We start from the raw sequence: 13,010 nt of genomic DNA, 5'->3' as shown, positions 1-13,010 counted from the left end.
CGCCGGGAGCGGCGCCGCAAGAGCACTTTATGCCAACGGCAGCGCCGAAGGGAGTAACAAGATTGTCGTGTATCCGGCCAGCGGCGGCGCCAGCCAGCGACGCGTGCGCGCCTGGCCGATCGGGCGCGCGCGGCCGGCCTCCTCCAGCTCGGCCAGCGCGCGCTGCACGGTGCGCGGGCTGGCGCCCAGCGCCAAGGCCAGCGCGGAGGTCGACCACGCCGCGCCGTCCGAAAGCAGCGCCACCAGCGCGCCCTGTTCGCCGTCGACGGGCGGCGCCAGCAGCGCCACGCCGCCCGCGCCCAGGGGCCGCAGCACGAAGCCGCGCGGAGTCGCCTCGACGCCCGCCTGCGCTCTGGTCAGCGCGCGCAGGCGGCCGATCTCGACCCGCAGGCGGGCGCGGTGCGTCTCGTCCGGATCGCGGGTGTTGAAGGCGGCGGCGATCAGCGCCTCGCGCGGGACGTCGTCCGGCCAGGCCTCGGCCAGCGCGCGCGCCAGCGCGAACAGCACCGGACGGCGCGCCAACGGCTGCCAGGCGTCGCCGCTGGCCAGGCCACGGCGGCAGGCGTCGACCACCAGCGCGCCGGAGGCCAGCAGCGCGGCCACTTCGGCGAGGCGCAGCAGCTGCTCGGCGCCGGCGGCCAGGCGGCGCGGCGGGCCGCTCCAGCGCGGCGCGGGCCTCGGCCGCTTCGGCCAGCAGCGCCGGGATGCCCGGCGCGTTCGGCGGCGGCCTGGGCGCGGGCCAGCGCCGCCTTCGCCGGCGCCACGCGCGGGAGCGCAGCGACAGTTCCGCCGACGCCAGTTCGGCCACCGCCCCAGCGCCGGCGGCTGGGCCAGGCCGTCGAGCCGCGCCAGCGTGGCGCCGGCGTCGGCCAGGCGACCCAGCAGCAACAGGCGGCGTACCGCGATCAGGCGCGCATGCAGGGCGTTGGCGTGGTCGGCGTGCGCGGACAGCACGGCCTGCGCCGCCGTCAGCGCGCGCGGCGAGCCGGCGAAATCGCGCACCGCCAGCGCCACCTCGGCCTCGGCCACCACGCAGCGGGCGCGCGACACCTCCTCATGCGAGCCGAAGCCGCGCGCGGCGCGCCGCAGCAGTTCGCGGGCGCGTACATGCTCGCCCAGCTGGGCCATGGCGATGCCGCGCAGGGCCAGCGCCGGCGGATCGTCGCGCAGGGCGACGTGTTTGAGGGCGCCGAGCGCGTCGCCGGCGGCGAGCGCGCGCGCGGACGCGGCGATCAGGGAATCCATGGCGACAGCATACACTGGCCGCCGCCGGACCGGCGGGCGGCGCGGGCGGCCGTGCGGCGAGGGCTACGGCGTGCAATTCCGCCTGCGGCACGAGGTGCCGCGCGCGTGACGCGCCGCCTGCCGTGAGCCGTGCGGTGGGAGGTGCGGTGCGGCGGCCGGCGGCCCTACAAGCCCAGCGCCTTGCGGATCTGCGTCGAGACGATGGTCCACGACGGCGAGGTGGCGGCCACCTCGTCGAAATGGCTGCCGCCCGGCAGCACGATGACCTCGGCCTGGTCGCCGGCGGCCTGGGCGCGGCGCGCGTAATCCTGGCCGGCGCGCAGCGGCGAGATGGTATCGAACTCGCCGTGGATCAGCACCGTGCGTACGCCCGACGGCAGCAGCTCGACGGGCGAGGTGTCCGAGAAAATATCCGGCCGCCCGGCGCTGGGGCTGCCGGCCAGCTGCACGATATCGCGCTCGCAGCTGGTCTTGATCAGTTGTTCCTCGTTGCGCAGGTCGGCCAGGCCGCCCAGGCTGATGACGGTGGACACGGGCAGCGGATCATCCGCATACAGCGGACTACTGCGCGGCAGCCGCGCGCGCGAGGCCGCCCACTGCGCCAGATGGCCGCCGGCCGAATGCCCGACCAGCACCAGGCGCGACAGATCGAGCCGCCATTCCGTCGCCAGCGAGCGCAGAAGGTCGACCGCCGTGGCGACGTCCAGATACATGCCGGGATAACCGCCGCCCTCCTCATCGAAGCGGCGATACTCGATATTCCACACCGCGACGCCCTGCCCTTGCAGATCGCCGGCGATATTGCGCATCTGCGAGATGCCGGCGTATTCCTTGCACCAGCAGCCGCCATGAACGACCAGCGCGACCGGAAACGGCCCGTCGCCGGCCGGCACAAACAATTCCGCGAACTGCGACGGCGCGGCGCCATAGGCGACATGCAGCGTAGGCGCCGGCCCGCCCAGCGCCATATATTCCTGCAAAGTCATAGGGTTGGACATGCGTGTACTCCAAAAGACGATGCCGTCATGCTACACGCAAATTGGGGTCAAGTCTGGCAATCGGACACGAGCTCCACCGTAGCAGGCCGCTACGGTGGAGCTCGTGTCCGAATGTCAGACTTGACCCCAAAGTTGACCGACGGATTTAGAACTTGTAGTTGGCGCGGGCGTAGTAGTAGCCGCCGTTGATGCCGAACGGCGAGAACGATGGCAGGATGTTGACCGCGGCGTTGTCGCCGGCCGCGCGCTGGTCGGCCAGCAGCGCCGGATTCACGCCGTTCGGATACTTGTTGAACAGGTTGTTGGCGCCCACCGCCACCGACCACGCGGAATTGATCTTGTAGCCGACCTCCAGGTCGGTGATCGCCTTGGCCGAGATTTCGGTCAGGTGGTACACCGAGCCGTCCTCGCTGCCGTACTCCGACGATTTGCCGTAGATCGCTTCACGCAGGTTGATGGTCCAGGCGCCGATCTTCCACAGCGCACCCAGGTTGATGCGGACCTTCGGCGACGCGGTCTCCAGGTCCGAGATCGCGGTCTTGTCCAACAGCGTCTGCGGCAGCAGCTGGGCCGGCGCCTGGTTGATCTTGGTGACTTCGACCTTGTTGTAGTTGGCCGCCACCGACCAGTCGACCTTGCCCGCCGTGCCGTAGCTCTCGTTCAGCGTGGCGACGAACTCCAGCCCGCGGCTGCGCGTGTCGACCGCGTTGGAAAAGATGTTGATGCCGGTCTGGCTGACGGTGTTGTCGAGCACATTGCCGTTGGCCAGGATCGCCGCCACCACCGCCGGCGAGTTGTCCGATCCGCCCGAGCCGTACAGCGCACCGGAACCGACGATGCGGTCGCGGATCTTGATCTGGTAGGCGTCCAGCGTGATGGCCAGGTTGGCGGTCGGATTGAACACCAGGCCCAGGCTGAAGTTGGTCGAGCGCTCAGGCTTCAGGCCGTCCACGCCCACCAGCTTGGCGCCGGCCGAATTCGGCGCCAGCTGCACGAAGGCGGTGGTCGGGCCGACGTTGGTGGCCGAGTAGTATTCCTCGGCCAAGGTCGGCGCGCGGAAGCCGTTGCTGAAGGTGCCGCGCACGCCCACCATCGGCGAGATGTCGTAGCGCGCGGTGAACTTGCCGACCTTGGCGTTGCCGAAGTCGCTGAAGTGCTCGTAGCGGCCGGCCAGGTCCAGCGTCAGGTCGGTGACCGGATTGCCGGCCAGGTCGATGTAGGCCGCCTCGTTGGTGCGGCGGTGGCTGCCGGCGTCGGTCAGCGAGAAGCCGGGATACGACTGCGAGCCTTCCTTGTAGCGCGAGGCGGCGTCGCCCGCTTCGATCTCGTACTTGTCGATGCGGTGCTCAAGACCCGCCGCCACGTTCAGCGGCTTGGCCCAGCCGATCGCGAACTCGCGGCTCGCCTCCAGGCTGGTGGTCAGCTGGCTGGCGATGAAGGCGCCGGCGTGGAACACGGTCGGCGTGCTGCCGGTGTCGTTGAACAGCGAGACGTTGCCCGAATCGGCCACGCCGATCTTGCTGGTGTCCTTGCCGTAGGTGGAGCTCAGGTCCATGTTCCAGCCGGCCACCACGCCTTTGACGCCTGCGGTGAGCGCGTAGTCGTCCTGCTTCATGGTTTCCTTCGGCGAGAAGCCGGTCGGATAGACCTTCGGCAGGCGGCTCGGCAAACGATAGTTCTCGTAGGCGCGCGCTTCCTTGTGGCCCCAGGTGGCGATGGCGTACAGCTGGCTGTCCGGCGCGAAGTCGTAGCCGAAGTTGGCCGCCAATACGTTCAGGTGGTATTGCGCGTCGCCCGAGATGTGGTTGACGTGCGGGTAGCCGGCCTGCTGGAACATCTCCGGATACTTCGCCATATTGGCCGGGTTGACCACGCGCGGGTCGATGCCGCCACGGTCGCTGTAGCCGTGGTACTTGGATTCGGCGGTCAGGCTCAGATAGGCGTCCTTGAACGGTTCGACGCCGATGTTGGCCGCCGCGTCGCCGGTGCGCCCGCCGCCGTCGGAGTAGCCGCCGCCGGTGGCGCTGGCGGTGCCGCCATGGTTGTTCGACTTGAGGATGATGTTGATCACGCCGGCGATGGCGTCGGAGCCGTATTGGGCGGCCGCGCCGTCCTGCAGCACTTCGATGTGGTCGATCGCGGCGACCGGGATGTAGTTCAGGTCAGCGGCCGCACCGCCCTGGTATGGCCCGCCCAGCACGGCCAGGTTGGCGGTGCCGTGGCGGCGTTTGCCGTTGATCAGCACCAGCGTGTTGTTGGGACTCAGGCCGCGCAGGCGGGCCGACAGCGTCAGGTTGGCGGTGTCGCCGCCGAAGGCTTGCGCGGTGAACGACGGCAGGTTCTGCGCCAGCGCCTGGATCAGGTCCGGCTGGCCGGTGCGCTGCAGGGAGGCCGCGTCCAGCACCTGGATCGGCGAGGCGCTGTTCTCCACCTTGATGCCGCTCGAGCGCGTGCCGGTGACGATCACCGCGCTGACCGGTGCTTCGCCCGTGGCGTCGGCGGCCGGCGTGGCGGCGGCGTTGTCGTCGGCGCCCGCTGCGGCGGCGTAGGCGGAGCCCAGCGCCAGGGTGGACAGCACGGCGGCGACGCCGGTTTTGAGTATGGCCTTATGCATATTGAATCCCCATTGAATGAAAAAGAAAGTAAGACCTGCTGCGTAATTATTTTTTTGCGGCGACGACTTCGATTTCCACCAGCCAGCCCGGATTGCTCAGGGCCGCCACCTGCACCACGGCGCGCGCCGGCAGCTTGGTCTGCGCGCCGCCGAAGTGCTGGGTGTAGGCTTCCATGAAGCCCTTGGTGTCGGCCTTGCCGCCCTTGGCCGGATCGCCGACCAGGTAGACGGTCATCTTGACCACGTCGCTCATGTCGAGCTTCATGCCCTCCAGGACTTCCTTGATTTTCTTGAGCACCGACTCGGACTGGGTCCTGGTGTCGCCGAAGGCGGCCAGCGAATCCGGCGCGGCGCTGGCGTCGGCGATGGCGGGCACCTGGCCGCTGACGAAGTGGATGGTGGCGGTGGCCGGCACGGTGACGGCCAGCGCGATCGGGAAGTCCGAGCCGGGGATCTTGTGGCGGACGATATCGGCGGCGGCTTTCGGCGCGGCGCCTGCGACGGCGGGCAACAACGCCAGCGCGGCTGGGATCAACAGGGTGGCGAGCGATTTCTTCATGCGTTCTTCCTTCAGTGTTTGTTGGACATCTGGCCGTTGCTAAAATGGTCGACTTGCAGCGTGTCGCGCAGCGCCAGCACTTCGGACTCGCTGAGCGGCGCGCCCTGGTTGCCCCAGCTGCTGCGCACGAAACTGAGCACGGTGGCGATTTCCGCGTCGCTCAAGCTGTCGCTGAAGTCCGGCATGCCGCCGCGCCCCTTGAGCAGCACCGTGGCGACGTCGGTGCCCTTCCCTTGCACGAACTTGTTCCCCGCCAGCGCCGGGAAGGCGCCCGGTATGCCCTTGCCGGTGGCCTGGTGGCAGGCCGCGCAGTTTTTCAGGAACAGCGCCTTGCCATCCATCTGCTGCGCGCGCGACGGCGCGCTGGCGCCGGCCGCCAACAGCGCGACCAGCACCATCGCCGCCTTGATCAACGCTTCCTTCATGCGCTGGCCCTTTCATGGATCTTGGCGATCTGCTGCCACGCAGATTCGATGGCGCCGGCCTGCCAGCCGGTCAGGTAGCTCAGGTGCTCGCCGGCCAGCAGCACGCGGCCCTCGCCCTCCAGCAGGATCGGGTAGGCGGCGGCGCGGGTCTTCTCGGTCCATTCGGCCCAGCCGCCCAGGTTGTACTGCACGCGGTGCCAGGCGACCGAGAACGCGGTCTCGAAGTTCTCGGTGTACTGCGGGAAGATCTTCTGTCCCGCCTCCAGCGCGAACGCGGCGCGCTCCTTCGGCGACAGCGCGCTGGTCTCGATGGCGGCCGTCTGGTACTGGTAATAACCGAGCAGCACGCCCTTCTTCTTCTGCCAGCCGTAGGACGGCATCGAGATGGTGTTGATGCCTTTCAGGTCGGTGAGGATATGGCCGCCGTACAGGTGCTCGTCCTCCTCCCAGAAGCGGCGCTTCATCTGCAGGCCGATCTTGCCGACCGGCGCGTAGGCGACCGTGGCGACGGCCTTCTTGAACTTGTCCGAGAAGTCGGTGTCGATCTGGCGCAGCACCGACAGCGGCATCGCCACCAGGCAGTAGTCGGCGCCGATGCTGGCGACCTTGCCGCTGCCGGTGTCCTTGTAGGTGACGGTGACGCCCTTGTCGTTCTGGCGGATGGTCTGCACCTCGGCGCGGTAGCGGATGTTCTTGCCGACGCGTTTTTCGAACGCCTTGGCGATGGCGTCCATGCCGCCGACCGGCTGGAACATGGTGTTCTGCATCGGGAAGTCCTGCACCGCGCTGTAGACGTTGCCCAGCTTGGACGCCAGCAGGTCCTTGAAGCCCAGCGGATCGGACGGCGTGCCCGGTCCCGGCGACAGGCCGGCGCCGGGATTGACGGTGAAGCCACGGCCGCTGCGGCCTTTGTATTGCAGGTCGGCGCCGGCCAGCTGGCCTTCGTGCGCCAGGTAGTCCAGCAGCAGGCGCTGGTCGTCGGCGGTCAGTTCCTGGTCCAGCTGCTTGTTCTTGACCGACTTGGCCAGCAGCTCGGAGACGTGGCCGCGCATGTCGGCCTTGATCTCGGCCACGCGCATGCGCTTGCCGGCGTAGGGACCGGCGTTTTCCGAGTAGACGAAGGCGTGGTCGTTATCGTTGACCATGACCTCCAGCGGCACCTCGAACAATCGCGTGTAGTGCAGCGTGGACTGGTGGTGCAGCGGGATGCGCCATGGGCCGTGGTTGATGTACTGGCCGTCGTCGAAATCGCAGGTCTGCTTTTCGCCTCCGAGCTCGGTCAGGCTGAAGCCCTTGCGCGCTGTCTGGCAGCGGCCGCCGGCGAAGGCGCGCGCTTCCAGGATCTGGCAGTGATAGCCCAGCTTTCCCAGCTCGTAGGCGGCGGTCATGCCGGCCAGGCCGGCGCCCAGTATCAGCACCTTCTTGCCCTTGCCGCTGCCGCTCAGCGCCGGCGGCGCGGACGCCGTCGAATCCATGCCCATGCCCCAGGCGTTCATGGTGTTGAGCAGCAGGCCGGTGCCGCTGACCGCTGCCGCGCGGTACAGGAAATCCCTTCGAGTAAATGAACTAAACGATTTAAACGATTTTACTGTTTTGCTATTCATCGACGCCCTTTCGTGACTTGCGATTCCATAGCCCCTATCTAGCAATCGGCGTGCCACGGCGCGGGACAAAATAAACATGCTTCGCCGTTGAAGCGATCCTTATGGCGCAAGGCGGAACGGCATAAAACAATGTTCTTTCGCGGCCCTTGTCCGCCGCGCCGGAGGCACGAAAGGACGCCGGCGGCGACAGACTTTATTTGTCCCTCCGGCGCGGGCGAAGCGAATGTGGAGGCGACGCGCCGCACCAGCGAGAGGCGCGCACCGGAATGGGAAGAAGTGGTATGCACGGCGCTGGACAGCGCCGTGGGCGTTTCAGTTGGCGAAACTGGCGATGGCGTGCGTAGTGCTACGTAGGGGTGCTGCGGGGATGGCGGGAACTGGACGCGGCAGCAGGGCGATTTCCTCCGCGGCCAGGTGGCGCTGCATGCCGCCGCCGCCGTCGGCCATGTGGCAGGCGTGGAATTGCATCGGCGCGTTGGGGTCCAACAAATAAATCATGTCCATGTCGGCCGGATCGTAGGCCACCCGCACATGCCATTGTCCGCGCGAGCGCGCACGCTCGAACCAGCGCTCGTTGATGGCGCGCGCACAGGTGTAGGCGACGCCGGACAGTTCAATGCCGTCGGCGGTGACGGTGGCTTGCGCCGCCGGCATCAGGCTGCAGCGCAGCAGCTGTTCGGGATAGGTCTTCAGGCTGCCGCCGCGATGGGCCACGCCCCATTCCCACAGTGCGCGCGGCGTGGCGTGGCCGGCGTACGGCAGCGGCGCGCTGTTGTTGTGGTACAGGACGCAGTCGATGACGATGCGGGTGAACTGCTCCAGATCGAGCACGCCGTCCAGCCGGCACGGGGCGCCGGCGGCGTCCGGCGCCAGCAGCTGGAAGCGCTTGGCCAGCACCGCGCGCCAGTCGTCCGGGCCATCGTTGGCGGCGACGCAGCGCAGGTTGAAGTTGTTGAGCAGGGTGTCGCGCTGGGCGCCGCCGCTCAGGGCGGCGTGGGTGGACAGCGTGTCCGGCAGGTGGCGGCTGGGCCACTGCGCGGCCTCGATGCGGCGGCCGAACTGCTGGCTGTAGCGCTGTTTGTCGGCGCCGCAGTGGGCCAGCGCCAGCATGGCGTGCTGCCAGCTGGCGGCGCCCATGCCGATGTAAACCCCGGCCACCATGTGGCTGAAGGCGTCGATCGCCACGTAGACCAGCGGCCGGCCGATGGTCTGCTGGCGGTCGGCGCGCGAGACCAGCTGCACTTCGGCGCGCACCACGTCCAGGTGGAAGCAGGCGCCGGGACGGCCGTCGGAAGGAGGCTGCCAGCCACCGTCGGCGCCGGGCCCCATGCCGGCGTTGGTGTCCGGGCCGGTGTGGATGGCGGACCGGCGCCGGCCGGCTGCAGGCCCTGTGGCGGCAATCCGCGCGCGGTGGCGGCGGCGCTGCGGCGTGCCACTTCCGGCGGGCGGTCGTCGTCGTGGTCGAGCCAGTAGTTGAACTGGCCGAAGGTCGGCAGCACGGCAGCGGGGGCGTCCTGCGCGGCCAGCACGCGGCCGCTGTCGGCATCGACGCGGCGCCCGCTGAAGAAATCGGCCAGCATCTGCTGGTAGGCGCCCAGCCGCGAGAACTTGGCGTGGCCCGCCGCGTAGCGCGCGATGGCGACGCGGAAGGTGCGGCGGATCTCCTCGTCGGCGTTCAGGCCGGGACCGTCGCCGGCGTCGTTCTTGCGCGGGCGGCCGCGCTTGACGCCGGCCGAGGCCTGGCGTACCTTGCCGCGACCGCCGGAGTTGCAGTAGTCGGGCAGCAGCGCGTTGGGTGTCTGGCCGCGCTGCCAGTAGCGGCGCAGGTAGCGGTAGATAGTCGGATGGGAGACGCCATGGTCGACGGTGGCCTGCGCCACCAGCTGGCCGCGCAGGCGCGCCTCGTAGATGCCCGGCTCCTGCGCCACCAGCGCTTCGACGATCCGCCACGCGCGGGCGCGCAGCTGCAGGTGCTTGGGCGGCAGCAGCTCCTGGCTGACCACCATCAGGTAGGGATCGGCCGCCAGCACGCGCGCGCGGCCGGCGCGCAGGTCGGCCTGCAGCAGCGGCAGCGCGACCAGCTCGACGTCGGCCGAACGCGCCGCCACGTCGAACACGTAGGCGTGGCTTTGCTCGGGCGCGATCCACAGCACCCGCAAGGTGCGCGGCGCGGGATGCGTGTACTGCAGCAGGTCATTCCGCAGCAGCATCGGCGCCTCGGGAGTGTAGAAACAATGCGGTCATTCCGTGCTCCTTACTCAACGATTTGTCGGTTCCCTTGATCCAATGCAATAAGTGGGCCAGCCGCCGCTCTCCTATGAAAGCGGCGGCGCCGGGGTTCGCGCCAGGCGTGCTTGTGGTGCATGGCGGCGGCCGGGCGCACCGTGCGCGTGCAGGCGGCCCAAATGAAAACAGGGCCTTGCGGCCCTGTCGTTTGCGTACTCAGTACCCGATCAGTACTTTTTCTTGAACTTGTCCTTGGCGCCCGGCGCCGGCTTTTTAGGCGGCGTCGATTTTCCGGACTCCGGCGGCATGCGGTCTGCGTGGCTGATCTTCAGCTGCGCGCCGCCGACCCACACTTTGCCCAGGTGCTTGAACAGATCCGGCGGCATCCCGTCCGGCAGCTCCAGCATGCTGTAGGTGTCGAAGATCTCGATGCGGCCGATATGCTTGGCCTCCAGCCCCGCCTCGTTGGCGATGGCGCCGACGATGTTGGACGGCGTGGCCGCATGGTTGCTACCCACCTCGATGCGGAAGGCGCTCATCGGCAGCGTGACCTTGCCCGGCTTTTCCTTTTTCTTCTTCGGCGCGGCTTCGGCTTCCACCTCGGTCGACTCCACGCGCGCGGCCTTGGCCAGCGGCGATGCGGCCGGAGCGGCCGAAGGCGCAGCCTTGGCGGCGGCCGGCGCGCGGGCCGGCACCGGACGGGCCGCAGGTGCAGCCGACGGCGCCGACGGCGCGGCATCGCCGTTATCGCGGCTGATGCGCAGCTGCTGGCCGCCCACCTTGATGCCGGCCAGGTGTTCGAGCACGTCGGCGGTCAGGCTGTCCGGCATATCGAGCACGCTGTAGTCGTCGTAGATCTCGATGCGGCCGATGTTCTTGGAGTCGATGCCGCCCTCGTTGGCGATGGCGCCGACGATGTTGCCCGGCTTGACGCCGTGCTGGTAGCCCACTTCGATGCGGAAGGTCTGCATGCCGGGATCGGCGGCGCGCACGATGCGTTCCTTTTTCGGGAAGCGCTCGCTGCGTTCGGCGCGGTCGCCGCGCTCGAAACGGTCGGCCCGGTCGCCACGGTCGTTGCGTTCGAAGCCCACTTGACGGCCCGGGCGCTCGTCCCAGGTCGCCGCGGCCACCTGCTGCTTTTTATCCAGCAGCAGCGGCACGTCGCCGCGCGCCATCTTGGCCAGCGCGGCGGCGATCTCGATCGCCGGGATGTTCTGTTCGCGCTCGAAGTCCTCGATCAGCGACTGGAACTGTTCCAGCTCGCCCTGGGCCAGCGTCTCGCTGATCTGCGACTTGAACTTGGCGATACGGACGTCGTTGACGGCCTGGATGGTCGGCAGCTCCAGCATGCCGATCGGCTGGCGGGTGGCGCGCTCGATCGATTTGAGCAGGTTCTTTTCGCGCGGGGTGATGAACAGGATCGCCTCGCCGCTGCGGCCCGCGCGGCCGGTGCGGCCGATACGGTGGGTGTAGCTTTCCGGATCGTGCGGCACGTCGTAGTTGACCACGTGGCTGATGCGCTCCACGTCCAGGCCGCGCGCGGCGACGTCGGTCGCCACCAGGATGTCGATCTTGCCGTCCTTGAGCTGCTGGATGGTGCACTCGCGCTGCGCCTGCTGGATGTCGCCGTTGATGGCGGCGGCCGAGAAGCCGCGCGCCTGCAGCTTGCTGGCCAGTTCCTCGGTACCGAGCTTGGTGCGCGAGAAGATGATCATGCCGTCGAAGTTCTCCGCTTCCAGGATGCGGGTCAGCGCGTCCAGCTTGTGCATGCCCGACACCAGCCAGTAGCGCTGGCGGATGTTCTCGGCGGTGCCGGTCTTGGCGGCGACCGTGATTTCCTTCGGGCTGCGCAGATAGGTGTTGGCGATGCGGCGGATGGCCGACGGCATGGTCGCCGAGAACAGCGCGGTCTGGCGCGAGTCCGGGGTCTCCTGCAGGATGCGTTCGACGTCGTCGATAAAGCCCATGCGCAGCATTTCGTCGGCTTCGTCCAGCACCAGCGTTTTCAGTTTGGACAGGTCGAGCGAACCCTTGTCCAGGTGATCGATGACGCGGCCCGGCGTGCCGACCACGACGTGCACGCCGCGGCGCAATGCCGACAGCTGCGGGCCGTAGCTTTGGCCGCCGTAGATCGGCAGCACGTGGAAGCCGGGGATATGGCTGGCGTAGGTCTGGAAGGCCTCGGCGACCTGGATCGCCAGTTCGCGCGTCGGGGCCAGCACCAGCGCCTGCGGCGTGGTCTGTTTGATATCGATGCGCGACAGGATGGGCAGCGCGAAGGCGGCGGTTTTCCCCGTCCCGGTCTGCGCCTGGCCCAGCACGTCCAGGTTATCGAGCAGCAGCGGGATGGTCGCGGCCTGGATAGGCGACGGCGACTCGTAGCCGACTTCCTTCAGGGCCTTGATCAACGGCGCGCTGAGGTTCAGATCGGAAAAAAGGGTGATGGGGGAGGTTGGGGTTTCAGACATGGCGTCACTCACAAGTATGTTCGAATCGCCTAATTGCGAAAGAAATTTGTGCGTAGTTTACTCTCTATCGACGCTTTGGGCCGGTTTTTGGGCAAAAACGGCCATTTGTCAGCAAAAGCGCGACGTTCGCCGCCCCCAAAAAAAAGACAGGCCGGAGCCTGTCTTCTTTCTTGCGCCGCCCAGGCCAGAGGTCCGGGGCGGCACGTCCTGCACTAGCGGATGCGGATTACTTGCTGGCTGCTGGAGCCGATGCTGCTGGTGCGCTGGCGGCTTTGGTGGCCTTGACCTTCTTGTGATGCACTTTCTTGGCCGGTGCGCTCGATGCTGGCGCCGATGCTGCTGGAGCCGGGGTCGATGCGGCGGCGGTGGCTGGTGCCGAAGCGGCTGGAGCTTGGGCGAATGCGGCGCCTGCGAACAGGGTGGCGATCAGGGTGGCGATTACTTTTTTCATGATGTGATTTCCTTTAAATTGATTTATATCGTTTATTGAATTACTTGGCTGCTGCTACTTTGGTGTCTGCTTTCGGTTCTACTTTCGCAGCGGCGACTGGCGCTGCGTCCTTGGATTCTTTGGCTGCCTTGGCTTTGTGATGCGTCTTGGTCTTCGCGGTCTTCACTTCAGCCTTGGCTTCGGTCTTGACATCGGCGGTTTTGACTTCAGGGGCTTTCACTTCGGCTTTCGCTTCGGTTTTCACCACGGCTGGCTTGGCGGCTGGAGCGGTGGTGGCGGCGACTGGCGCTTGTGCGAATGCTGCGGTTGCGAACAGGCCGGCGATCAGGGAAGCGATAATTTTGGTCATGATGTATTTCCTTTTTCTGGGTTTCGGCATCGGGACTATCCCGTGTCGCATGAGCAAAAAACGGCGCAGCC

10 protein-coding genes and 1 pseudogene are annotated in these 13,010 nt (G+C 67.7%); all 11 read right to left on the bottom strand.

The window, feature by feature from the left end; all coding sequences use genetic code 11:
• Positions 1-27: 27 nt before the first annotated feature.
• A pseudogene (locus tag HUX88_RS17155) lies at positions 28-1,245 on the bottom strand (helix-turn-helix domain-containing protein).
• 164 nt (positions 1,246-1,409) lie between these two features.
• Positions 1,410-2,243, bottom strand: a complete 834-nt coding sequence (locus HUX88_RS17150; RefSeq protein ID WP_229219390.1) for an alpha/beta hydrolase — start codon at positions 2,241-2,243, stop codon at positions 1,410-1,412.
• Between the two features lie 145 nt (positions 2,244-2,388).
• Complete coding sequence (locus HUX88_RS17145) at positions 2,389-4,857, bottom strand: TonB-dependent siderophore receptor (RefSeq protein WP_117014299.1); 2,469 nt, start codon at positions 4,855-4,857, stop codon at positions 2,389-2,391.
• A gap of 46 nt (positions 4,858-4,903) precedes the next feature.
• Positions 4,904-5,416: a RidA family protein gene (locus HUX88_RS17140; protein ID WP_176362547.1), complete on the bottom strand. Its 513-nt coding sequence runs from the start codon at positions 5,414-5,416 to the stop codon at positions 4,904-4,906.
• 11 nt (positions 5,417-5,427) lie between these two features.
• Positions 5,428-5,841, bottom strand: a complete 414-nt coding sequence (locus HUX88_RS17135; RefSeq protein WP_176362546.1) for a cytochrome c — start codon at positions 5,839-5,841, stop codon at positions 5,428-5,430.
• Positions 5,838-7,445 carry a flavin monoamine oxidase family protein gene (locus HUX88_RS17130; RefSeq protein WP_229219389.1) on the bottom strand — a complete coding sequence of 536 codons (1,608 nt, stop codon included), beginning with the start codon at positions 7,443-7,445 and terminating at the stop codon, positions 5,838-5,840. The genes HUX88_RS17135 and HUX88_RS17130 overlap by 4 nt, the downstream gene beginning before the upstream one ends.
• 312 nt (positions 7,446-7,757) lie before the next feature.
• Positions 7,758-8,546: a Mu transposase C-terminal domain-containing protein gene (locus tag HUX88_RS17125; protein ID WP_229219401.1), complete on the bottom strand. Its 789-nt coding sequence runs from the start codon at positions 8,544-8,546 to the stop codon at positions 7,758-7,760.
• On the bottom strand, positions 8,429-9,655 hold the full coding sequence (locus HUX88_RS32440) for a hypothetical protein (protein ID WP_229219388.1): 1,227 nt from the start codon (positions 9,653-9,655) through the stop codon (positions 8,429-8,431). The genes HUX88_RS17125 and HUX88_RS32440 overlap by 118 nt, the downstream gene beginning before the upstream one ends.
• A 243-nt stretch (positions 9,656-9,898) precedes the next feature.
• A complete protein-coding gene (locus HUX88_RS17120) occupies positions 9,899-12,139 on the bottom strand; it encodes a DEAD/DEAH box helicase (RefSeq protein WP_176362544.1) in 2,241 nt (746 codons plus the stop codon).
• 226 nt (positions 12,140-12,365) lie between these two features.
• Positions 12,366-12,590: a hypothetical protein gene (locus HUX88_RS17115; protein WP_176362543.1), complete on the bottom strand. Its 225-nt coding sequence runs from the start codon at positions 12,588-12,590 to the stop codon at positions 12,366-12,368.
• Between the two features lie 40 nt (positions 12,591-12,630).
• Positions 12,631-12,939, bottom strand: coding sequence for a hypothetical protein (locus HUX88_RS17110; protein WP_176362542.1), 309 nt, complete (start codon positions 12,937-12,939; stop codon positions 12,631-12,633).
• Between the last annotated feature and the right edge of the window lie 71 nt (positions 12,940-13,010).

Source organism: Duganella sp. BJB1802 (genome assembly GCF_013369445.1).
In the GTDB taxonomy this organism is placed as follows: domain Bacteria; phylum Pseudomonadota; class Gammaproteobacteria; order Burkholderiales; family Burkholderiaceae_D; genus Rugamonas; species Rugamonas vulcania_A.
The sequence above is the reverse complement of the archived record's forward strand: the minus strand, read 5'-3'. Positions and strand labels throughout refer to the sequence as shown.